General features: G+C 70.4%; 21 protein-coding genes and 1 tRNA gene. 14 read left to right on the top strand and 8 right to left on the bottom strand.

Features of this window, described 5'->3' with window-relative positions:
* Positions 1-45 precede the first annotated feature (45 nt).
* Entirely contained in the window at positions 46-624 is a 579-nt protein-coding gene (locus IFU40_RS07565; protein WP_191925916.1) for a hypothetical protein, read from the bottom strand.
* A complete protein-coding gene (locus tag IFU40_RS07560; RefSeq protein WP_191925915.1) occupies positions 621-1,442 on the bottom strand; it encodes an inositol monophosphatase family protein in 822 nt (273 codons plus the stop codon). Before IFU40_RS07560 ends, IFU40_RS07565 begins: the two co-directional genes overlap by 4 nt.
* 102 nt (positions 1,443-1,544) lie before the next feature.
* Between IFU40_RS07560 and IFU40_RS07555 the strand changes: the two genes are divergently transcribed.
* A tRNA-Lys gene (locus IFU40_RS07555) sits at positions 1,545-1,620 on the top strand.
* Between the two features lie 111 nt (positions 1,621-1,731).
* A complete protein-coding gene (locus tag IFU40_RS07550) occupies positions 1,732-2,301 on the top strand; it encodes an NUDIX domain-containing protein (protein WP_191925914.1) in 570 nt (189 codons plus the stop codon).
* Between the two features lie 116 nt (positions 2,302-2,417).
* On the opposite strand, the gene IFU40_RS07545 is transcribed toward IFU40_RS07550, so the two are convergent.
* From IFU40_RS07545 to IFU40_RS07530, 4 genes are all read right to left on the bottom strand, one after another.
* Positions 2,418-4,148, bottom strand: coding sequence for an HNH endonuclease signature motif containing protein (locus IFU40_RS07545; protein ID WP_198424679.1), 1,731 nt, complete (start codon positions 4,146-4,148; stop codon positions 2,418-2,420).
* Positions 4,149-4,434: 286 nt separating this feature from the next.
* Positions 4,435-5,658 (bottom strand): MFS transporter, encoded by a 1,224-nt coding sequence (locus IFU40_RS07540; RefSeq protein ID WP_191925913.1) that lies wholly within the window; start codon positions 5,656-5,658, stop codon positions 4,435-4,437.
* Positions 5,655-6,110 carry a MarR family winged helix-turn-helix transcriptional regulator gene (locus tag IFU40_RS07535; protein ID WP_191925912.1) on the bottom strand — a complete coding sequence of 152 codons (456 nt, stop codon included), beginning with the start codon at positions 6,108-6,110 and terminating at the stop codon, positions 5,655-5,657. Before IFU40_RS07535 ends, IFU40_RS07540 begins: the two co-directional genes overlap by 4 nt.
* A gap of 35 nt (positions 6,111-6,145) precedes the next feature.
* The gene (locus IFU40_RS07530; RefSeq protein ID WP_055940026.1) at positions 6,146-6,907 is read right to left on the bottom strand and encodes an IclR family transcriptional regulator; all 762 of its coding nucleotides are present in this window, start codon (positions 6,905-6,907) and stop codon (positions 6,146-6,148) included.
* 187 nt (positions 6,908-7,094) lie between these two features.
* Here IFU40_RS07530 and IFU40_RS07525 point away from each other — a divergent pair, with 187 nt between their 5' ends.
* The 3 genes from IFU40_RS07525 (at position 7,095) to IFU40_RS07515 (ending at position 9,863) form a co-directional block, all read left to right on the top strand.
* The gene (locus IFU40_RS07525; protein WP_191925910.1) at positions 7,095-7,865 is read left to right on the top strand and encodes a 3-oxoacid CoA-transferase subunit A; all 771 of its coding nucleotides are present in this window, start codon (positions 7,095-7,097) and stop codon (positions 7,863-7,865) included.
* An 84-nt stretch (positions 7,866-7,949) separates the two neighbouring features.
* Positions 7,950-8,603 (top strand): CoA transferase subunit B, encoded by a 654-nt coding sequence (locus tag IFU40_RS07520; protein ID WP_191925909.1) that lies wholly within the window; start codon positions 7,950-7,952, stop codon positions 8,601-8,603.
* Positions 8,604-8,660: 57 nt separating this feature from the next.
* The gene (locus IFU40_RS07515; protein WP_191926050.1) at positions 8,661-9,863 is read left to right on the top strand and encodes an acetyl-CoA C-acetyltransferase; all 1,203 of its coding nucleotides are present in this window, start codon (positions 8,661-8,663) and stop codon (positions 9,861-9,863) included.
* A 56-nt stretch (positions 9,864-9,919) separates the two neighbouring features.
* Here the strand turns inward: IFU40_RS07515 and IFU40_RS07510 are convergent, their stop codons facing one another.
* A complete protein-coding gene (locus IFU40_RS07510) occupies positions 9,920-10,174 on the bottom strand; it encodes a hypothetical protein (RefSeq protein WP_055836430.1) in 255 nt (84 codons plus the stop codon).
* Positions 10,175-10,374: 200 nt separating this feature from the next.
* On the opposite strand from IFU40_RS07510, the gene IFU40_RS07505 reads away from it, so the two are divergent.
* The 9 genes from IFU40_RS07505 (at position 10,375) to serA (ending at position 20,778) form a co-directional block, all read left to right on the top strand.
* Positions 10,375-11,832, top strand: a complete 1,458-nt coding sequence (locus tag IFU40_RS07505) for an alpha,alpha-trehalose-phosphate synthase (UDP-forming) (RefSeq protein WP_055836433.1) — start codon at positions 10,375-10,377, stop codon at positions 11,830-11,832.
* Entirely contained in the window at positions 11,829-12,644 is an 816-nt protein-coding gene (otsB, locus tag IFU40_RS07500; RefSeq protein ID WP_191925908.1) for a trehalose-phosphatase, read from the top strand. Before IFU40_RS07505 ends, otsB begins: the two co-directional genes overlap by 4 nt.
* A 98-nt stretch (positions 12,645-12,742) precedes the next feature.
* Positions 12,743-14,461: a dihydroxy-acid dehydratase gene (gene ilvD / locus IFU40_RS07495; RefSeq protein WP_070409748.1), complete on the top strand. Its 1,719-nt coding sequence runs from the start codon at positions 12,743-12,745 to the stop codon at positions 14,459-14,461.
* A 43-nt stretch (positions 14,462-14,504) separates the two neighbouring features.
* A complete protein-coding gene (locus IFU40_RS07490) occupies positions 14,505-16,310 on the top strand; it encodes an acetolactate synthase large subunit (protein WP_055836442.1) in 1,806 nt (601 codons plus the stop codon).
* A 1-nt stretch (position 16,311) separates the two neighbouring features.
* Entirely contained in the window at positions 16,312-16,821 is a 510-nt protein-coding gene (gene ilvN / locus IFU40_RS07485; protein WP_055836445.1) for an acetolactate synthase small subunit, read from the top strand.
* A 63-nt stretch (positions 16,822-16,884) separates the two neighbouring features.
* A complete protein-coding gene (gene ilvC / locus IFU40_RS07480; protein ID WP_055836447.1) occupies positions 16,885-17,910 on the top strand; it encodes a ketol-acid reductoisomerase in 1,026 nt (341 codons plus the stop codon).
* Between the two features lie 159 nt (positions 17,911-18,069).
* Entirely contained in the window at positions 18,070-18,630 is a 561-nt protein-coding gene (locus IFU40_RS07475) for a hypothetical protein (protein WP_055939753.1), read from the top strand.
* Positions 18,627-18,965 carry a bacitracin resistance protein gene (locus tag IFU40_RS07470; RefSeq protein ID WP_070409749.1) on the top strand — a complete coding sequence of 113 codons (339 nt, stop codon included), beginning with the start codon at positions 18,627-18,629 and terminating at the stop codon, positions 18,963-18,965. Before IFU40_RS07475 ends, IFU40_RS07470 begins: the two co-directional genes overlap by 4 nt.
* Positions 18,966-19,173: 208 nt before the next feature.
* Positions 19,174-20,778: a phosphoglycerate dehydrogenase gene (serA, locus tag IFU40_RS07465; protein WP_191925907.1), complete on the top strand. Its 1,605-nt coding sequence runs from the start codon at positions 19,174-19,176 to the stop codon at positions 20,776-20,778.
* A 237-nt stretch (positions 20,779-21,015) separates the two neighbouring features.
* Here the strand turns inward: serA and IFU40_RS07460 are convergent, their stop codons facing one another.
* On the bottom strand, positions 21,016-21,558 hold the full coding sequence (locus IFU40_RS07460; protein ID WP_191925906.1) for a TetR/AcrR family transcriptional regulator: 543 nt from the start codon (positions 21,556-21,558) through the stop codon (positions 21,016-21,018).
* Between the last annotated feature and the right edge of the window lie 55 nt (positions 21,559-21,613).

Raw genomic sequence — 21,613 nt, 5'->3', positions numbered from 1 at the left:
CGTCCGAGTGGACGCCCTCGACCGGTGTACCGAGGCGGGGGTGCGTTACTGGGGACCCTCGACGAGCACCAGGCTCTGCCGGGTGTCGGCGAGCTTCACCCAGCCGTCACCGAACAGGTAGGTGATGCCGTACCCGTCGCCGTCTTTGCTGATCGCCCACGAGGGGTCCTCGGTGATGTAGGTGCCCGCGTCGCCGACCTCGCGACGCCAGCCCGAGGCGACGAGCTCCTTCTCGGCCGCCGTGGCATCGGCATCGTCGATGCGTGCCCAGCCGAACATCTGCACACGATCGGTCGTGATCTTCTGATCGCCCCACTTGCACTGGATGCCCTCGTCGAGCTCGATGCTTCCGATGCGGAACGGCTCGGACTGCGCACTCCATCCCAGGCTGACGAAGTCGTCGGCCGTCGCCCGGGGAATGATGTTCTGGCAGGTCGGGTCTTCTGCGACGGGGTCGGCGGTCGGTGTGACCTCGGGCTCTGCGGAGGCCGACGGCGTCGAGGTAACTGCTCCCGCCGGTGCCTCCTGAGGCGCTGCCGGTCCCGAACACCCCGCGAGGACCATGAGGGCGACGGCGGTCAGCGTCGTCGTCGAGAGCGCGAGGGCGAGGGGACGGCGCCTCACGAGGCGTCCTCGTGCAGCAGGGCGAAGAACGCGTCGTGCAGCAGGCCGTTGGTCGCGAACGACGACTCGGCGTCGAGACGGTCGGAGCCGTCGAAGGCCGTGAAACGTCCGCCGGCTTCGCGCACGATGGGGGCGATGGCGGCGATGTCGTACTCCTTGACTCCGAATTCGGCGACGAGTTCCAGCCGACCCTCGGCGAGCCACATGTAGGGCAATGCGTCACCGTAGGCACGATCGCGCCACACCGCTCGCGTGAGACGTTCGAGAGCGGGAAGGTGATCGACGTCATCCCACTGCTCGATGCTCTGGAAGCTGATGCTCGCAGCCGACACCTGGTCGACGCCCGAGACGTGGATGCGGCGCTCGTCGCCAGTGGCGGTGGTCGTCCACGCGCCCTGCCCGGTGGCGGCCCACCAGCGTCGACCGATCGCCGGCTGACTGACGACGCCGATCTGCGGTACGCCGTCGACGGTGAGGGCGATCAGCGTCGCCCAGACCGGAATGCCGCGCATGTAGTTGTGGGTGCCGTCGATCGGGTCGATGACCCACCGGCGCGCGGTGTCGCCCGAGTTGCCGAACTCCTCGCCGAGGATGGCGTCGTCGGGCCGCTCGGCATCGAGGATCGCGCGGATCGCGCGCTCGGTGGCGAGGTCGGCTTCGGTGACGTGGGTGCGGTCGGGCTTGGTGTCGATGCGGAGGTCGGCCGCGTCGAAGCGTTCCATCGCGACCGCGTCGGCGGCGTCGGCCAGCCGCAGCGCGAGGGCGAGGTCGTCGGTCAGATTCGTCGAGGTCGCGGAGGGGTCAGCAGTGGAGGACACCGCACCAGGATAACCGGCGCTCCTGGCACGATTTGGTGTCGCCGCGTCATGCCTGGTAACGTAATCCCTCGGTTCGAGACGCCGATTTCGAACTGTGAAGACGCACCTCTAGCTCAATCGGCAGAGCAATTGACTCTTAATCAATGGGTTCTCGGTTCGAGTCCGAGGGGGTGCACCACCTCCGAAATTCCCCTCTCGCCTCACCAGGGCGAGGGGGGATTTTCGCATTTTCGGGGCGATTCTCCGGGTGCCGGTCGGTTGTCCCGCGGCAAGATGGAGGAGCCCGCGCGTGCTCGTCGCGGCGCAGACGGGGGATGCCATGGCCGACGACGAACTGTGGGACGTGACCGATGTGCAGGGTACTCCGACGGGTGGGCTGCACCGCCGGGGAGATGGACCGGTGCCGGAGGGCTCGTTCCACATCGTGGCCTCGGTGTGCGTCGTCGCCCCGAGCGGTCGGGTGCTGATGAGCCGACGCGCCGAGGGGAAGGACTACCCGCTCGCGTGGGAGTTCCCCGCGGGCAGTGCCCTTCGAGGAGAGTCGAGCCGCGGCGGGGCGGTCCGCGAACTGGAGGAGGAGACCGGTATCGCCGTGGCCCCGGACGACCTCGTCCTCGTGGGCCGTGTCGTGGAGCCGAGCGCCCTCTTCGACCTCTGGGTCGCGCGGGTGGCGAGCGAAGTCACTCCGATTCCCGACCCGGAGGAGGTTCTGGATGCCGAGTGGGTCACGCTCGACGTCGTGCACGAGCGGTGGAAGGACGGTGTCTTCGCCACCCCGTGGAATATGCGGTTCGATCAGCTCTGGGACGTGCTGGGGGAGCGGGTGCGTGAGGGCGATGCCGAGGTGACGGGGGTATAGAGCTCCGTCGTGCTTCGCTCGGTCAGAACGGCGGCGGATCTGTGTCGACTTCGTGGCCGCGCGGGAGGTCCACGCCGAGGTGACGGGGGTGTAGGGCTCCGTCGTGCTTCGCTCGGTCAGAACGGTGGCGGGTCTGTGTCGACCTCGTGGCCGCGCGGGGAGGTCCATCGCACATCGCCGGTGTCGGGATCGCGCGAGGGACTCCAGCGCGACTCGTGCCGCAGTCGGTGATGATGTCGGCACTCGGGTTCGAGATTGTCGGCGTCTGTCGTGCCTCCCTCGGCCCATGCCGTGAGGTGGTCGATGTCGCAGTCCCGCGCGCTGCGCGCACAGCCGGGGAAAACGCACGTCGGTGAGGTGACGCCCAACCACCGGCGCAGCGCGGCCGTGACGCGATACGACGTGCGATCGAGCGCCAACGGGGCGCCGCTGAGCGGGTGCGTCAGCACACGAGTCCAGCTCGAGGCGCCACCCGCGAGGCGACGGGCGGTGTCGAGGTCGATCGGACCGTACCCGTCGAGAGTCGCCGGTCCGTCGTCGCCGCCGAGGAGCGTCAGCGCGGGAACGGTAACGACGATCGAGGCGCGTGAGGGGGCAGGGCGCGCGCGAGCCGTGGGGGTCTGTGGAGCGGCCAGGTCGGGGGATGGGGCGGTGGCCGGTGCGGAGCTCGGGCGCGCGCCGTCGACCGTGTCGGCTCCATCCAGCAGGTCGGCCAGCGTGTCGGCGCGCAGCTGCGCCAGTGTCCGTTCTTCGTCGGTGGTCGCGCGCAGGTGTCGGGCGAACCGGTCGACGCGCGCCATCGCCGCATGGGCACGATCCGCCGGCAGCAGCGCGCTCAGTGTCGCCATGCCGTCGAGTTCCGCCGTCACCCAGACGCCGCGGTCGCGAGCGGCTCGCGCGTGTCGCTGCTTGAGGGAGTCGGCGTGGACGCGCTCGCGAAGCGCGCGCGCAGCCACGACGAACTTCGCGGGCGTCAAGGTGCGCGCGCGTTCCGAGGCGCCGTCGTCGAAGGCCGCCCACGTCTCGGGGCTGTCGGGCAGGCTGTCCGCGAGACGAGCGGTCTCGACGGCATGTCGCTCCGAGGTGCGCCCCTCGGCGAAGTCGTTCCAGGTGCGCGGGCAGCGTTCCCGCATGCCCTCCGCCTGCGAGCCGCGGACGCGAACCGTCTGTTCGGAGAGGCGCAGGCGCACGGCGATCTCGGCGACGGCCGCGCGCTGAGCCAGGTCGCGCCGGTCGCGCGCGATGGCTGCGGCCCCACGACGTCGCGGGTCGCTCCCCACGCCGTCGAGCGTGGGGTCGGGGCCGACCCAGGGTTCGGGATCGGTGGTCGCGCGGCTCACGAGAAGCGCGATGAGCCGGTACCCCTCGGCGGTGGCGCGGCGCTGCGTCACCGCTGCGACCTCGAGCGCGCGGAGCAGATCGTCGACATCGGCCTCGCCGTCGAGGATCGGCGCGCTCGCGACCTCGCCACCGTCTGCCGTGGGGGTCGAGGCGTCGTGCGCTGAGCTGGTCGAGCCGTCGTGCGCCGAGCTGGTTGAGCCGTCGTGCGCGGTGGCGGTCGAGCCGTCCTGAGGCGCGCGGGTCGAGCCATCGTGCGCGGTGGGCGCTGGGTCGTCGCCGCCGGGGTCGTCGTCAGAGTCGATGATGTCGGTCGACCTGTCTATCTCGGCCCAGGAGAACTCGCCGGAGGGAAGGCCGCCGGCATTCTCCTCACCGTCGAGCAGTCCGAACTCTCTCGCCCAGAGCGTGTCGGCTTCGAGCTGCAGATCTCGGGCGCTCGGAGGCGGCACATCGCGCCACCATTCGACGGCCCGGCGGCTGCCGTTCACGGGGGCGGAGAGGCTCATGTCCAGACGGTATCGGCAACCTCCGACATCGGCGGAACGGTCGTCGACGGGGACACTCGAAGGTCGATCCGGTGCCGGAGGATGCTCGATTCAGGGCGTCGGCGCACCGCTCACGCCACCGCGACGATCCGAAACCGCGTTCCCCGCCGAAACCCGCACCTCGCCCGATCACGCCCCCGCCCGATCACGCCCACCCGGAACGCCCCCGCCCCGAAGACCCCTCACACCGACGAAGGGCCCCGTCCCGCGACCCACGCCGCAGACCGAGGCCCCTCACCCCGCCCCGTCAGGCGGCATCGCCGATCAGTACCGCAGCGCCTTCGTCCGCGGCATCCGCGTGTGCTCCGTCGATGTGGGCCAGCAGGCGGCGTCCGAACAGGATGCAGGCGCTCGCGATCACGACCGACACCGCGGCCATGACGTAGGGCACTCCGGCGCCGTAGGCGTGCCAGAGCAGCGCGGCCAGCGGGGGAGCCACGGCCCCGCCGAGGAACCGCACGGCGGAGTACGCCGACGACGCGACCGAGCGCGGAAGGTCGGTGGCCTCCATGACCGCTTCCGTGAGCGCGGTGTTCACCACGCCGAGCACGAGACCTCCGACGACGATGCAGACCACCAGTGCCGTGGCCGACGACACCACGAAGGCGGCGACCAGCAGATCGACGGCCAGGAGCGGCAGGGCGATCAGCAGCACCGTCGTCAGGCGCAGGTGCCGCAGCAGCAGCGGGGCGACCCACACGCTCGTGACGGCGAGCCCCAGGCCCCAGCCGAAGAACGTCAGGCCGATCCCCATCGCCCCGAACCCCAGCGGGAACGGCGAGAAGGCCAGCAGGGTGAAGAAGCCGATGTTGTAGAACAGCGCGGTCGCCGCGAGGATCGCCAGCGCGGGGCGACCGAGAGCGCGGAACGGCGCGCTGAACGCGATCGGCCGACGCTCGGGTGTCGGTCCGCGCAGCAGCAGGGTGACCGCCACGAACGCGATCGCCATGAGCACGACCACCCCGAAGAACGGTCCGCGCCAGCTCGCCTCGCCCAGGATGCCGCCGAGCAGCGGCCCGATGGCGATGCCGAGGCCGAGTGCCGCCTCGTACAGGATGATGGCGGCCGAAGTGCCGCCGGATGCGGCTCCGACGATGGTGGCCAGCGCCGTGGAGATGAAGAGGGCGTTGCCGAGGCCCCAGCCGGCGCGGAAGCCGATCACGGCATCCACGCTGCCGCTCAGGGCGCACAGCAGCGAGAACACCACGATGAGCCCGAGGCCGACCAGCAGGGTCGCCTTCGCACCGATGCGGCTCGAGATCCAGCTGGTGACGAGCATCGCGAGTCCCGTGACCACGAGGTAGCTCGTGAAGAGCAGCTCGGTCTCGACGGGGCTCGCCTGCAGGGCGTCGGCGATGGCGGGGAGGATCGGATCGACCAGGCCGATACCCATGAAGGCGACGACGCAGGCGAACGCCACCGCCCACACCTGTGCGGGCTGCTTCCAGACGCTGGGGGTGGTGCCGCTCATCGACCGGCTCCGATCGTCTCGGGCGCGGGGGTGGGCTGCAGGCCCACACGGGCCGACAGGGCGCCGGCGGCGACGCGCACGGCGTCCCATTCGGCATCCGTCAGATCCGCCACGTGCGGGGCCAGGGCGGCGCGCAGTGACTCGAACCAGCGGGTGAGCGCCTCGATCCCGGCCTCGGTCGCGGCGATCACGCTGACCCGCGAGTCGGCGGGGTCGGCCTGTCGGGCCACGAGCCCCGCGGCGTCCATCTGGTGGACGAGGCGGGTCATGCCGGGCTGGGTCACCCGGCTGAGGGTGGCCAGGTCGCCGAGGCGCTGGGGGCCGTGGTCGCGCAGCAGCGTCAAGGTGCGCCACTGCGCGCCGGGGGCGTCGTTCTGGGTGTCGATGGCCGCGATGCGCGTGAGGGCGTGCACCGCGAGCAGGAGCTTCTGCAGGTCGTCGTCGCGGGTCATCCCAAAAGCATACTGCAGGTATATACCTGGGGTATCTAACGCGAGCCGAGGCGCGTCGACAGCTGGTGCGCGTGCGAGAGCAGGATGCGCCCGAGCTCCGCCAGCCGTTCGCCACCGAAGCGGAACTCCACGCCCGTGAGGCTCAGCGCCCACTGCGGGTCGCCGTCGCGGGTGAACACGGCCGCGCCGATGCCCCAGCTGCCCTCCACGATGAGCCCCGGGTTCACCGCATAGCCGCGCGCCTTCGTATCGCCGATCCGCGTGCGCAACCGCGCGGGCGAGTGCGAGGCGCCCCACTTCTCGACGAGTTCCGGATGGCGCTCGAGATACGCGTCCACATCCTGGGGCGGAAGGAACGCGAGGATCGCCAGACCGGCCGACGCGACGCCCAGCGGGAACCGCACGCCCTCCGAGAGCACGAACGAACGAATGGGGAAGCTGCCGTCCTCGCGGACGAGGCAGACGGTCTCGTCCCCGCGACGCACCGAGAGGAAGGCGCTCTCCTCGGTGCGGACGGCGAGCGAGCGCACGATGTCGCGCGCCGTCGCGGTGATGTCGAAGCGGGATGCCGCGACGCTCCCCATCAGGTACAGCTCCGGCCCCGGAAGCCAGTGCCCGCTGTGCTCGTCACGGTCGACGAGGCCCTCGGCGCGAAGGGCCGTGAGCAGCCGGTGCGTGGTCGGGCGGGTGAGGTCGGCGTCGCGGGCGAGGTCGCCGACGGTCGCGCCGCGTGCGCCCGCCGCCGTTACGAGGCGCAGCAGGTGCGCGGCCCGGGCGATCGCCTGAGCGCCAGGCACCCCGCGCCCGCCCGCGGACGGGGTGGGCGATCCGCCGCGTCGACCCGCGCCGTCGTCGGGGTCGATTCCGGATGCCGTGTCCACGATGTGGACGCTACGCCCCGACCCATCCACATGGCAAGAACCCGCTGCCGGTCCCGGCGCTCGCCGGAGCAGCATGGGACGACGCAGACACGAAGGAGTTCGCGTGATCGACAAGACCTGGAGCTCGGCCGCCGAGGCCGTCGCCGACATCCCCGACGGGGCGTCCCTGGCCGTGGGCGGGTTCGGCCTGTCGGGCAACCCCATCGCCCTCATCGAAGCGGTGCTCGCCCAGGGCACCCGCGACCTCTCGGTCGTCTCGAACAACTGCGGCGTCGACGACTGGGGACTCGGCATCCTGTTGGGGGCCGGACGCATCCGCAAGATGACCTCGTCGTACGTCGGCGAGAACAAGGAGTTCGAGCGGCAGTTCCTCTCGGGCGAACTCGAGCTGGAACTCACGCCCCAGGGAACGCTCGCCGAGAAGCTGCGGGCGGGGGGCGCCGGTATCGCCGCCTTCTTCACCCAGACCGGCGTGGGCACGCAGGTGGCCGAGGGCGGTCTGCCCCGCCGCTACGACGGATCCGGGGGCATCGCGGTGGCCTCGCCCCCCAAGGACGTGCGCACGTTCGACGTGAACGGCCAGCGCCGGGAGTTCGTGCTCGAAGAGGCGATCACGACCGACTTCGCCCTCGTCCACGCCTGGAAGGGCGACCGCCACGGCAACCTCGTGTTCCGGAAGGCGGCGCGCAGCTTCAACCCCCTCGCGGCGATGGCCGGGCGCACGTGCATCGTGCAGGTCGAGACCCTCGTCGAACCGGGCGAGATCGAGCCCGACGCCGTGCACCTGCCCGGGGTGTTCGTGCACCGCATCGTCGAGGTGGGCGAGGTCGAGAAGCGCATCGAGAAGCGCACGGTGAGCGGGAGCGCCCGATGAGGTGCCGCGCGTGCCGGCGTCCGTCGCCGCCCCGGACGCCGATCGTCTCCGCCCCGTCCGCGTCGACCGAGAAGAGGATCTGACATGCCCCTGACCCGCATCGAGATGGCCGCGCGTGCCGCCCTCGAACTCGCCGACGGCGCCTACGTCAACCTCGGCATCGGCCTGCCCACCCTCGTGCCCAACCACGTGCCCGACGGCGTGACCGTCGTGCTGCAGTCCGAGAACGGCATCCTGGGCGTCGGTCCCTATCCGACCGACGACGCCGTCGACGCCGACCTGATCAACGCCGGCAAAGAGACGGTGACCATCCTCCCGGGAGCCGCGTTCTTCGACTCCGCGCTGAGCTTCGGCATGATCCGCGGGGGGAAGATCGACGCCGCCATCCTCGGGGCGATGCAGGTGTCGGCATCCGGCGACCTCGCGAACTGGATGATCCCGGGCAAGATGGTGAAGGGCCCCGGCGGCGCGATGGACCTCGTCCACGGAGCGGCCCGGGTGATCGTGCTCATGGAACACGTCGCCAAAGACGGAACGCCCAAGATCGTCGACACCTGCTCGCTGCCGCTGACCGGCCGGGGCGTCGTCGATCGCATCATCACCGACCTGGCCGTGATCGACGTGACCGACGAGGGGCTCGTGCTCACCGAGCTCGCCCCCGGTGTCACCATCGAAGAGGTGCAGGATGCCACCGAGCCCGCCCTGATCGTCGCGCCCGGCGTCGCCGCACGGCCCTGACGGCCCCGCTCCACCGTCTCCCGACCGGAAGGACACCCCATGTCACTCGACACCGCCATGTCACACGACACCGACGTCGTCATCGTCGCCGCCGCCCGCACGCCCCAGGGACGGCTGAAGGGGCAGCTCGCCCCGCTCACCGCCGTCGAGCTCGGGGCCGCGGCGATCCGCGGGGCGCTCGAACGCGGCGGGATCCCGGCCGCATCGGTCGACGCGGTGCTCGTGGGCCAGGTGCTGCAGGCCGGAGTCGGGCAGAACGCCGCGCGCCAGGCGGCCCTCGCCGCCGGCATCGGCTGGGACGTGCACGCCGCGACGGTCAACAAGGTGTGTCTGTCGGGCCTCACCGCGATCATCGACGCCGCGCGCATGCTGCGCCTCGGTGACGCCACTGTCGTCGTCGCCGCCGGCATGGAGTCCATGACCCGCGCGCCGCACCTGCTGATGAACTCGCGCGAGGGCTACGCCTACGGCTCGGTCGAGGTGCTCGACCACCTCGCGCACGACGGGCTGACCGACGCGTACGACCACGAGAGCATGGGCGCGTCGACCGAGCGGGCGAACACGCGGTACGAGGTGTCGCGCCAGGATCAGGATGCCGTGGCCGCCCGCTCGCACCAGCGGGCCGCCGCCGCGCAGGCGGCCGGGGTCTTCGACGCCGAGATCGTGCCCGTGACCATCCCGCAGCGCAAGGGAGAGCCGCTCGTCGTGCGCGCCGACGAAGGGATCCGCGCCGACACCACGGTCGAGACCCTGGCGAAGCTGCGCCCCGCCTTCGCGGAGGGCGGGTCGATCACCGCCGGCAACGCCTCGCAGATCTCCGACGGCGCCTCGGCCGTGGTCGTCACCACCCGTCGCACCGCGGCCGACCACGGCTGGGACGTTCTCGCCGTGGTGGGCGCCGCCGGCCAGGTCGCCGGCCCCGACAACTCGCTGCACGCCCAGCCCGCACGCGCGATCGCCCGTGCTCTGGACGCGCAGGGGCTGAGCGCGGGCGACCTCGACCTCGTCGAGATCAACGAGGCCTTCGGCGCGGTCGTCGCCCGCTCCCAGGCCGAGCTCGGCCTGTCCGACGACGTGGTCAACCCGCACGGCGGCGGCATCGCGATCGGTCACCCCATCGGGGTGTCGGGCAACCGCCTCGTCGTGCACGCCGTGCACGAGCTGGTCAAGCGCGGCGGTGGCACGGCGGCCGTGGCGCTCTGCGGCGGCGGCGGCCAGGGCGACGCGCTGATCCTCACCCGCGCGAACGTCGCCGGCTGAAACACGGAACGGATGCCGCGACCTCGAGGCCGCGGCATCCATTCGCCGTCAGGGGGTCAGCGCGAGAGGCGCTTCTTCAGCAGCTTCTGCTGCTTCTTCGACACGGGGGAGTCGCCCGCGATGACCTTGCCGCGGCGTGCCCGGCGGGTGTCGACGACCGAGCCCACGGCGAGGGCCAGGGTGATGCCCCAGCTGAGCCACGCGAGCGCGACGCGCCACGTGAACGGCTCGTCGTTGCGCAGGGCGCGCAAGAGCGTGACGCCGCCGGTGATGGCGCTGAGAAGACCGGTTCCGAAGATGTACTGGCGCATGCGCCCAACCTACCCAGGGTGGGGGAACGCACGACGCGCCTTGACACGGTGACGCGCCGACGCGTCGATCGACCGAGCTCGGACGCCGCGTCGACCGCGGGCGCGCGCCACGGTCCGTCGACGCTCGTGTCGCATCCCGTCCAGCCCCCTGCGCGTTTCCGCACCGCTGTTAGCCTGAGAGCAATCCCCGAGGAGGACCTGTGACCCAGGCCGAGTTCGTCGTCGTCGCCAATCGTCTGCCCGTCGATCGCACCCCCGACGGCGAGGGATGGCGGCGATCCCCGGGAGGGCTGGTCACCGCCCTCGAGCCCGTCATGCGCAGCGCCGAGGGCGCCTGGGTCGGCTGGGCGGGTCAAGCCGACGTCGAGGTCGAGCCCTTCGAGTTCGACGGCACGCTGCTGGTGCCGGTCACCCTGTCGGCCGCCGACGTGCAGCTGTACTACGAGGGCTTCTCCAACGACACGATCTGGCCGCTCTACCACGACGTGATCTCCCCGCCCACGTACAAGCGCGCCTGGTGGGAGGCCTACGTCCGCGTGAACCAGCGCTTCGCCCGGGCCGCTGCCGACGCCACCGCCGAGAACGGCACCGTGTGGGTGCAGGACTACCAGCTGCAGCTCGTACCCAAGATGGTGCGCGAGCTGCGCCCCGACGTCACGATCGGGTACTTCCACCACATCCCCTTCCCCGCGTACGGCCTGTACTCGCAGCTGCCGTGGCGCAAGCAGGTGCTCGAGGGGCTCCTCGGCGCCGACGTCATCGGCTTCCAGCGCGTGGCCGACGCCGGTAACTTCGCCCGTGCCGTGCGGCGTCAGCTGCGCTACGAGACCAAGGCCAGCGGCATCCTGGTGCCCGACGGCGAGGGCGGCACGCGCGTTGCGCTCGCGAAGGCGTTCCCCATCTCGATCGACGCCGAGTCGTATATCGAGCTCGCGCAGCGCCCCGACATCCAGCAGCGCGCCCGCGAGATCCGCGAGGGTCTCGGCAATCCGCGCAAGATCCTGCTCGGTGTCGACCGCCTCGACTACACCAAGGGCATCCGCCACCGCCTCAAGGCGTGGGGCGAAGTGCTCGAAGACGGACGCGCCACGGTCGAAGACGCCACCCTCGTGCAGGTCGCGAGCCCCAGCCGCGAGCGCGTCGACGCCTACATGCAGTTGCGCGACGAGATCGAGATGACCGTCGGGCGCATCAACGGCGACTACGACACCACCACGCACACCGCCATCCGCTACCTGCACCAGTCCTACCCGCGCGAAGAGATGGTGGCGCTGTTCCTCGCCGCCGACGTCATGCTCGTCACGGCGCTGCGCGACGGGATGAACCTCGTGGCCAAGGAGTACGTCGCCAGCCGCATCGACAACCGCGGAGTCCTCGTGCTGAGCGAGTTCGCGGGTGCCGCCGACGAGATGGGCAGTGCGCTGAGGATCAACCCGCACGACATCGACGGGCTCAAGGATGCCGTGATCCGCGCGATCGACATGCCCGCGGCCGAGCAGGGACGACGCATGCGCACTCTGCGCAGGCGCGTGCGCGAGCACGACGTCGAGGCCTGGTCGCGCGGCTTCCTCGAAGCACTCTCGGCCTTCCACGACAAGACCAGCGCGACCGCCGCGGTCGAGGTCGAGGCGGGCACCGAGGGCGAGGACGCCCGATGACCGCGCCCGACGCGGCGATCGAGGCCGTCGCCACCACCGAGACCCTGCTCGTCGCCCTCGACTTCGACGGCACATTGTCGCCTCTCGTCGACGAACCGCTCACGGCCCGCATGACCGCGGGTGCGCGCGCGGTGGTCGACGAGCTCGCCGCGCTTCCCCGCACGACCGTGGCCCTCGTCTCGGGCCGGACCCTCGCCGATCTGCGCGTCATCGCGGAGCACGGCGACGACTCGCCCATCTGGTTGGCGGGTTCGCACGGCGCAGAATTCCGGATGCCGGGGGAGCAGACGACGGTCTCGTCCGACGCTGCGGCCGACACCGCCGACGGGACCCCGGCCGACATCACTGACGAGACCGCGCTGCGCGACCTTCTCACGGCCGAGATCTCGCGCGCCGTCGCCGAGATCCCGGGCGTGCGCATCGAACCGAAGCAGTATGGCCTCGGCGTGCACACCCGCACGGCGGACGCCGGGGGAGCCGAGGCCGCGCGCGCCGCGGCCGATCGACTGGTGCAGGCGCAGGCGCCGACCTGGCGTCGGCGCACGGGCCACGACATCCTCGAGTACTCCTTCCGTCACGAGGGCAAGGACTCCGCGGTGCGGCACCTGCGCGAACGCCTCGGCGCCACCGGCGTGCTGTTCGCCGGAGACGACGTCACCGACGAAGACGCCCTCGCCTCGCTCGAGCCGGGCGACCTGGGGGTGCGCGTGGGCGGGGGAGAGACCGTCGCCGCCCTCACCGTCTCCGACATCGACGGGTTCGTCGAGGTGCTCGAGACGGTGGCGCGGCTGCGCGCCGCGCACACCGTCTGAGAGCGCATCCCGTCGGCGCACCTCCGACCGTGATCGGTAATCGAAGGATCGCGCGTCGACGGGCGTGGCAGGGTCGGCACGCGCAATAGACTTCAGCAATGCCCGCACCGCAGAATCCGAACAACGGCGAGTTCGACATCAAGCCCCGCAGTCGCGTCGTCACCGACGGCATCGAAGCCACCACGTCGCGCGGAATGCTCCGCGCGGTCGGCATGGGTGACGAGGACTGGGACAAGCCCCAGATCGGCATCGCGTCGAGCTGGAACGAGATCACGCCCTGCAACCTCAGCCTCGACCGCCTCGCTCAGGGTGCGAAAGAGGGCGTGCACTCCGGCGGCGGATACCCGCTGCAGTTCGGCACCATCTCCGTCTCCGACGGCATCTCGATGGGCCACGAGGGCATGCACTTCTCGCTCGTGTCGCGCGAGGTCATCGCCGACAGCGTTGAGACCGTCATGATGGCCGAGCGCCTCGACGGGTCGGTCCTGCTCGCCGGTTGCGACAAGTCGATCCCGGGAATGCTCATGGCATCCGCCCGTCTCGACCTCTCGAGCGTCTTCCTGTACGCCGGCTCCATCGCCCCCGGCTGGGTCAAGCTCAGCGACGGCACCGAGAAGGACGTCACGATCATCGACTCCTTCGAGGCCGTCGGTGCGTGCCTCGCGGGCAAGATGAGCGAAGCCGACCTCAAGCGCATCGAGTGCGCGATCGCCCCGGGCGAGGGCGCGTGCGGCGGCATGTACACCGCCAACACCATGGCCTCCGTCGCCGAGGCCCTGGGCCTCAGCCTCCCCGGCTCCGCCGCACCGCCGTCGGCCGACCGTCGCCGCGACTACTTCGCCCACCGTTCGGGCGAGGCCGTGGTCAACCTGCTGCGCCAGGGCATCACCACGCGCGACATCCTCACCAAAGAGGCGTTCGAGAACGCCATCGCCCTCGCCATGGCGCTCGGCGGCTCCACCAACGTCGTGCTGCACCTGCTCGCGATCGCCAACGAGGCCGAGGTCGACCTCGACCTGCACGACTTCAACCGCATCGGCGACAAGACGCCGCACGTCGCCGACATGAAGCCGTTCGGTCAGTACGTCATGAACGACGTCGACCGCCACGGCGGCATCCCGGTCATCATGAAGGCCATGCTCGACGAGGGCCTCCTGCACGGCGACGCGCTCACCGTCACGGGCAAGACGCTCGCCGAGAACCTCGCCGACCTCAACCCCGACCCCGTCGACGGCAAGGTCATCCACTCGTTCGACAACCCGATCCACGCCACCGGCGGCATCACGATCCTGCACGGGTCGATGGCGCCCCAGGGTGCGGTCGTGAAGTCGGCCGGCTTCGACGGCAACGTCTTCGAGGGCCCCGCGCGCGTGTTCGAACGCGAGCGCGCCGCCATGGACGCCCTCGAGGCGGGGCAGATCGCCGCCGGCGACGTCGTCGTCATCCGGTACGAGGGCCCCAAGGGCGGCCCCGGTATGCGCGAGATGCTCGCCATCACCGCCGCCATCAAGGGCGCGGGTCTCGGAAAAGATGTACTACTCTTGACGGACGGTCGATTCTCAGGCGGCACAACCGGACTCTGCATCGGCCACATAGCTCCCGAAGCGGTGGACGCAGGTCCTATCGCCTTCGTGCGCGATGGTGATCTGATACGGGTCGATATCGCCGCTCGCACCCTCGACTTGATCGTCGATGAGGCCGAGCTGAGTTCCCGCCGTGAGGGCTGGGAACCGCTCCCCCCGCGCTATACCCGTGGCGTTCTGGCCAAGTACTCCAAGCTCGTGCACTCCGCCGCGGAGGGCGCGGTCACGGGCTGACGGCCGTCCCCTTCTCACCTTCTCTGGTTCTCGAGGTACCACCATGTCCGTCGATTCCACCACGGCCATTCCCCGGCCGCCCGCACGCACCGCACCGGCACCCGTGCTCACGGGTGCGCAGGCGGTCGTCCGATCGCTCGATCTTCTCGGGGTGACCGACGTGTTCGGTCTTCCGGGCGGGGCGATCATGCCCGTCTACGACCCCCTCATGGACGACGAGAACGTCCGCCACATCCTCGTGCGCCACGAGCAGGGCGCCGGCCACGCGGCCGAGGGCTACGCGGCCGCATCGGGTCGCGTCGGCGTGGCGATCGCCACGTCGGGCCCCGGTGCGACCAACCTCGTCACCGCCATCGCCGACGCCTACATGGACTCGGTCCCGCTGGTGTGCATCACCGGTCAGGTGTTCTCGACCCTCATGGGCACCGACGCCTTCCAAGAGGCCGACATCGTCGGCATCACCATGCCGATCACGAAGCACTCCTTCTTGGTCAAGGCCGCCGACGAGATCCCCGGTGCCATCGCCGCGGCCTTCGAGATCGCCTCGACCGGCCGCCCCGGCCCCGTGCTCGTGGACATCACGAAGGACGCGCAGCAGGCCGAGGCGCCCTTCGTCTGGCCGCCCAAGATCGACCTGCCCGGCTACCGCCCGGTGACCAAGGCGCACGGCAAGCAGATCCAGGCCGCCGCGCAGCTGCTGGCCACCGCCAAGAAGCCCGTGCTGTACGTGGGCGGCGGCGCGATCCGTTCGAATGCCTCGGCCGAGCTCAAGGTGCTCGCCGAAGCGACGGGCGCCCCCGTGGTGACGACGCTCATGGCGCGCGGCGCGTTCCCCGACTCGCACGACCAGCACCTCGGCATGCCGGGCATGCACGGCACGGTGCCCGCCGTGCTCGCGCTGCAAGAGAGCGACCTCATCGTCTCGCTCGGCGCGCGCTTCGACGACCGCGTCACGGGCAAGGCGGCGCTGTTCGCCCCCCACGCCCAGGTGGTGCACGTCGACATCGACCCCGCCGAGATCTCGAAGATCCGCTTCGCCGACGTGCCGATCGTGGGCGACCTGCGCGAGGTTCTCATCGACCTCGAGGCCGCCTTCCGCGCCGCAGACGCCGAGCAGCCGCACGACTACACCGAGTGGTGGACGTACCTGAACGGACTCCGCGAGGAGTTCCCGCTCGGATACGCCAAGACCACCGACGGTCTGCTGTCGCCGCAGCAGGTGATCCAGCGCATCGGTGAGATGACCGGACCCGAGGGCGTGTACGCCTCGGGCGTCGGACAGCACCAGATGTGGGCCGCGCAGTTCATCAAGTACGAGCGTCCCAACGCGTGGCTCAACTCCGGCGGTGCCGGCACGATGGGCTACGCCGTTCCCGCGGCCATGGGCGCCAAGGTGGCCCAGCCTGAGCGCGCGGTGTGGGCGATCGACGGCGACGGATGCTTCCAGATGACCAACCAGGAGCTCGCGACCTGCGTCATCAACGACATCCCGATCAAGGTCGCGATCATCAACAACTCCTCGCTCGGCATGGTGCGCCAGTGGCAGACGCTGTTCTTCGACGGACGCCACTCCAACACCGACCTCAACACCGGGCACGGCACGCGCCGTATCCCCGACTTCGTGAAACTGGCCGAGGCGTACGGCTGCCTCGGCATCCGGGTCGAGAGCGAAGACGAGATCGACGCCGCCATCCAGCTCGCGCTCGACACGAACGACCGCCCCGTGGTGATCGACTTCGTCGTGAGTGCCGATGCCATGGTGTGGCCGATGGTGCCGCAGGGCGTCAGCAACAGCTACGTCCAGTACGCCCGCGACCACTCGCCCACGTTCAGCGAGCAGGAGGACTGACATGTCGAGGCACGTGCTGAGCCTCCTGGTGGAGGACAAACCGGGTCTGCTGACCCGCGTCGCCGGGCTCTTCGCCCGTCGCGGCTTCAACATCGAATCCCTCGCCGTGGGCGTGACCGAGGTGCCGGGCCTGTCCCGCATCACCGTCGTCGTCGACGTCGAGGGGCTGCCGCTCGAGCAGGTGACGAAGCAGCTGAACAAGCTCATCAACGTCATCAAGATCGTCGAGCTCGACCCCGCGGCATCCGTGCAGCGCGAGCACGTGCTCGTGAAGGTGCGCGCCGACAACTCGACGCGGGCCAACGTGCTCGAGGTCGTGAACCTCTTCCGCGCCTCGGTCGTCGACTACGCGTCCGACGCCATCGTGATCGAGATCACCGGCGACAAGGGCAAGGTCGAAGCGTTCCTGAAGGCCATCGAGCCCTTCGGCGTGAAGGAGCTCGCGCAGTCGGGTCTGCTCGCGGTCGGTCGCGGCGGCAAGAGCATCACCGAGCGCGTCCTGCGCGGCTGAGCTTTTTCACTTCCATTCACCAGCGGCCCCGGAGCGGGCCACGATTCAAGGAGAAACATCCTCATGGCAGAGATCTTCTACGACGACGACGCCGACCTCGCGATCATCCAGGGCAAGAAGGTCGCCATCGTCGGCTACGGCTCGCAGGGCCACGCGCACGCGCAGAACCTCCGCGACTCGGGCGTCGAGGTCACCATCGCCCTCAAGGACGGCTCCAAGTCGGCCGCCAAGGCGCAGGAAGACGGCTTCGAGGTCAAGAACGTCGCCGACGCGGCCGAGTGGGCCGACCTCATCATGATCCTGGCGCCCGATCAGCACCAGCGCTCGATCTTCGCGGACTCCATCAAGGACAAGCTGACCGCGGGTAAGACCCTCGCCTTCGCGCACGGCTTCAACATCCGCTTCGGCTACATCGACGCCCCCGAGGGCGTCGACGTCATCCTCGTCGCCCCCAAGGCCCCCGGCCACACCGTGCGTCGCGAGTACGTCGCGGGTCGCGGTATCCCCGACATCATCGCCGTCGAGAGCGACGCCTCGGGCTCGGCCTGGGACACCGCCCTCTCGTACGCGAAGGCCATCGGCGGCACGCGTGCCGGCGTCATCAAGACCACCTTCACCGAAGAGACCGAGACCGACCTGTTCGGCGAGCAGGCCGTGCTCTGCGGTGGCATGAGCCACCTCGTGCAGGCGGGCTTCGAGACCCTCGTCGAGGCCGGCTACCAGCCGCAGATCGCGTACTTCGAGGTGCTGCACGAGCTCAAGCTCATCGTCGACCTCATGTGGGAGGGCGGCATCGCCAAGCAGCGCTGGTCGATCTCCGACACCGCCGAGTACGGTGACTACGTCTCGGGCCCCCGCGTCATCTCGTCCGACGTGAAGAAGAGCATGCAGGGTGTGCTGGCCGACATCCAGTCGGGCGCGTTCGCCGAGCGCTTCATCGCCGACCAGGACAACGGCGCCCCCGAGTTCCTCGAGCTCCGCGAGAAGGAGCAGGGTCACCCGATCGAGGCCACCGGCAAGGAGCTGCGCGGTCTGTTCGCGTGGAAGCAGCAGGACAGCGACTACGTCGAGGGCTCGGCCGCGCGCTGAGTCTGTCCACTCGAACGCCCCGGAACCTTGCGGTTCCGGGGCGTTCGGTGTTTCCCGAGGGGGCGACGGTCATCGGATGCCGCGTGCTCGGCCGTCGCACGAGTTCCCCGTCCGGCGGGGCGCGAGCGGCGGGCGGGGGAGCGACGCTACCGTGGACGCGTGAGTACTCCGCGCGATGACGACGCCCTCTCGTGGGGCGGTGACGACGATCCGACGCTCGACGTCGGAGACAAGCGTGCCGCCGAGCATCCGAGCGGTACCGGGCCCGACCCGCTCGTCCCCGAGCCGCGGCCCGAACCTCTCGTGCCCGAGCCGGTCCACCGTCCCGAGGCGGACGCGCCCGCCGCTGACGCCCCCGTGCACGAGACCGCCGCGGACGCGCCGGTCGAACCGGCTCCCGACGACACCGCGGCCGCGCGGAGCGCGGCGCCGCTCGGCAACGCGGGTCTCGTCGGCATCGGCATGGTGGCCGCGACCTTCCTGCTCTTCGCCGTCGGCTGGTTGCTCGCCGGTCGGCAGCTGCAGGGACTCGGGATCCCGATCCCCGAGGTCACCGTCGTCGCGATGACGATCGGTGCCACTCTCGCCCCGATCGTGTGGTTCGTCGCCGTGCTCGTGCTGACGCGCGGGTGGCGCACCTGGCAGCGGTTCCTGCTGCTGATCCTGGGCATCGTCCTGCTCGTTCCCTGGCCCTTCCTGTCGATGGGATCCCTCGCATGAGCGCGCCCGCCCGCCCGCGTCACCTGCCTACCGGCCTCGTCGTGACCATCGCCGGTCTGTTCGGCCTCTTCTACGCCTACGTCGTGTGGAGCGCGGTCGCGCTGCTGATCCTCCAGGCCACCGGCCCCCTCGGGTTGAACGGCCTCGGGTGGGTCGTCTACATCCTCCCCATCGTGTTCCCCCTGCTCGCGTTCGGCGCCGCGTTCGCGATCGGCCAGCGGCGCAAGGCGGGGGAGTTCGCCATCGTCCTCCTCGCGGGTCTGACGCTGTCGGCCGCGTTCTGGCTGGCCATCGTCGGGTACGGGACGACCTCGTACGGGCTCTACGGCGGGTGAGCTGAGCCGCTGACGTCACCGCGCGATTCGCGGCGTCCGCTGTCGGCGCCCGGTTCCCGGCATCCGGAACTCTCCGTCACACGGTCGGGGGCGTCCTCGGCTCCGCGCTAGGCTGGCAGACGGCCCGCACGCTTCGCGCTTCCGGTTCGCGCCGGACAGGCACAGGGGTGCGCGCCGGTCCCCACGCACCGTTTCGAAGGACGCATCCGTGACGAAGCCCGTCGTGCTCATCGCCGAAGAACTCTCTCCCGCCACGATCGACGCGCTCGGCCCCGACTTCGACGTGCGCAACGTCGATGGGACCGACCGCCCCGCGCTGCTCTCGGCTCTCGCCGACGCGCACGCGGTGCTCGTGCGCTCGGCCACCAAGATCGACGCCGAGGCCCTGGCCGCGGCGCCCTCGCTGAAGGTCGTCGCCCGCGCCGGTGTCGGTCTCGACAACGTCGACATCAAGTCGGCCACCGCGGCCGGCGTCATGGTCGTCAACGCGCCGACGTCGAACATCATCTCGGCCGCCGAACTCACCGTCGGCCACGTGCTGAGCCTCGCGCGCCACATCCCGGCGGCGCACGCCTCGCTCGCGCAGGGCCTGTGGAAGCGCAGCTCGTTCACCGGCACCGAGCTGTTCGAGAAGACCATCGGCATCATCGGTCTGGGTCGCATCGGCGCCCTCATCGCCGCCCGCCTGCAGGGCTTCGACATGCGGGTCATCGCCTACGACCCCTACGTCACCGCCACCCGCGCCCAGCAGCTGGGTGTGCAGCTGGTCTCGCTCGACGAACTGCTCGAGCAGAGCGACTTCGTCACCATCCACATGCCGAAGACGCCCGAGACGACCGGCATGATCGGCGCCGAGCAGCTCCGCCGCATGAAGACGTCGGCCTTCGTCATCAACGTCGCCCGCGGTGGCCTCATCGACGAGAACGCGCTGTACGAGGCCCTCACCACGGGCGAGATCGCCGGTGCCGGTCTCGACGTGTTCTCGACCGAACCCCCCGCAGAAGACGGGCCGGCGCGTCGCCTGCTCGACCTGCCGAACGTCGTCGTCACCCCGCACCTCGGTGCGAGCACCGACGAGGCGCAAGAGAAGGCCGGCGTCTCGGTCGCCCGCTCGGTGAAGCTCGCCCTCGAGGGCGACCTGGTCCCGGATGCCGTGAACGTCGCCGGTGGAGCGATCGACCCGTTCGTGCGCCCCGGCATCGCGCTCGTCGAGATGCTCGGTCAGTTCTTCAGCGGACTCGCCGACAGCGCGCTGACCAGCCTCGACATCGAGGTACGCGGCGAGCTGGCGCAGTACGACGTCAGCGTGTACCGCCTCGCCGCCCTCAAGGGGATCTTCAGCCAGATCGTCAGCGAGACCGTCTCGTACGTCAACGCCCCGCTCTTCGCCGAGCAGCGCGGCGTCGAGGCGCGACTGGTCGTCGAGGCCGAGAGCCCGCTGTACCGCAACATCACCATCCTGCGGGGAACGCTGTCCGACGGCTCGACGCTGACCGTGGCGGGTACCCTCGCCGGCACCCGCATGGTGCCCAAGGTCGTCTCGATCAACGGCTACGACATCGAGGTGCCGATCGAGCAGCACCACCTCGTCATGCGGTACGCCGACCGCCCCGGCATCGTCGCGATCTACGGCCAGAAGCTGGGCGACGCGGGCATCAACATCGCCGGGCTCCAGGTCGCGCGGCCCGACGCGACAGGCCGCGCCCTCTCGGTGCTCACCGTCGACTCGCCCGTTCCCGACGACATCCTCAGCGCCATGCGCGAGGCCGTGAACGCCGACCTGTTCCGCCAGATCGAGATCGTCGAGGGCTGAGACCCGCACGGCATCGGGGGAGGGGGTCGCGGGTGCGGCCCCCTTCTTCGTTCCCCGGGTTCGCGCGCAGAGTCGGTTCCCCGGTGGCGTGCAGGGCTCGTTCCGACCGGCGTGCGTAAGGTTCGTTTCACACGGCGCGTGCGCAGGCTCCGCGATGTGCGCAACTCAGCGGCATCCGCCCCGGGTCGATTGAGTTCGTGCGAATCGCGGAGGTTGTGCGAGCGGGGCCCCGAGGGCTCAGGTGGTCGCCGAGACGACGGACTCGATCAGCTTGTCGAGGTCGGCGCCCTCGAGCGCGGGGCCGGGGACGGCGTTGAGGTCGAGCACGGCGTTGAAGTACAGGCCGTCGCTGACCAGCAGCACCATCTGCAGGGCGGTCTCGTCGCGCGTGTGCGCGCGCAGACTCTCTTCCCACAGCTCCCGCACGCGGCGGAGAGAGGCGGATGCCGTGTCGTTGCCGTTCTGCGCCAGTCTCGACACCGCGAGGATCGTGACGTCCAGTGCCGAGCCGGTGTTCTGCGAGGAGCGCAGGTGCGCGGCCACGACGCCCTCGGTGGAGTTCTCGATCTCGGCGACGTCTTCGCGGGCGAGGTGCTCGAGGCGCTCGACCAGGGCGGCCTCGAGGGCGCTCTTGGAGTTGAAGTGGTAGAGCAGGCCGCCCTTCGACACCCCCGCGGCGCGGGCCGTCGCATCCATGGTCGCCGCGCGTTCACCGTCGTCGACCAGGATGCGGGTGAACGCATCGAGGACGGCGTCGCGGGCGAGTGGGGGGCGGCTCATGGCTCCTCGATCGTACTGGCGGATGGGGCTGACACTCTGTTACTATACCGGCTGG

Source organism: Microbacterium sp. CFBP 13617, from assembly GCF_014839445.1.
Taxonomy (GTDB): Bacteria; Actinomycetota; Actinomycetes; order Actinomycetales; family Microbacteriaceae; genus Microbacterium.
This window is presented reverse-complemented; position numbering and strand designations above follow the sequence as displayed.

What these genes read in the sequence shown, in the direction of transcription:
- IFU40_RS07545 (WP_198424679.1), bottom strand. Translation starts at nt 4,148, where the DNA reads ATGAGCCTCTCCGCCCCCGTGAACGGCAGCCGCCGGGCCGTCGAATGG.
- IFU40_RS07540 (WP_191925913.1), bottom strand. Translation starts at nt 5,658, where the DNA reads ATGAGCGGCACCACCCCCAGCGTCTGGAAGCAGCCCGCACAGGTGTGG.
- IFU40_RS07535 (WP_191925912.1), bottom strand. Translation starts at nt 6,110, where the DNA reads ATGACCCGCGACGACGACCTGCAGAAGCTCCTGCTCGCGGTGCACGCC.
- IFU40_RS07520 (WP_191925909.1), top strand. Translation starts at nt 7,950, where the DNA reads ATGCCCCTGACCCGCATCGAGATGGCCGCGCGTGCCGCCCTCGAACTC.
- IFU40_RS07515 (WP_191926050.1), top strand. Translation starts at nt 8,661, where the DNA reads ATGTCACACGACACCGACGTCGTCATCGTCGCCGCCGCCCGCACGCCC.
- IFU40_RS07510 (WP_055836430.1), bottom strand. Translation starts at nt 10,174, where the DNA reads ATGCGCCAGTACATCTTCGGAACCGGTCTTCTCAGCGCCATCACCGGC.
- otsB (WP_191925908.1), top strand. Translation starts at nt 11,829, where the DNA reads ATGACCGCGCCCGACGCGGCGATCGAGGCCGTCGCCACCACCGAGACC.
- ilvD (WP_070409748.1), top strand. Translation starts at nt 12,743, where the DNA reads ATGCCCGCACCGCAGAATCCGAACAACGGCGAGTTCGACATCAAGCCC.
- IFU40_RS07490 (WP_055836442.1), top strand. Translation starts at nt 14,505, where the DNA reads ATGTCCGTCGATTCCACCACGGCCATTCCCCGGCCGCCCGCACGCACC.
- ilvN (WP_055836445.1), top strand. Translation starts at nt 16,312, where the DNA reads ATGTCGAGGCACGTGCTGAGCCTCCTGGTGGAGGACAAACCGGGTCTG.
- ilvC (WP_055836447.1), top strand. Translation starts at nt 16,885, where the DNA reads ATGGCAGAGATCTTCTACGACGACGACGCCGACCTCGCGATCATCCAG.
- IFU40_RS07470 (WP_070409749.1), top strand. Translation starts at nt 18,627, where the DNA reads ATGAGCGCGCCCGCCCGCCCGCGTCACCTGCCTACCGGCCTCGTCGTG.
- IFU40_RS07460 (WP_191925906.1), bottom strand. Translation starts at nt 21,558, where the DNA reads ATGAGCCGCCCCCCACTCGCCCGCGACGCCGTCCTCGATGCGTTCACC.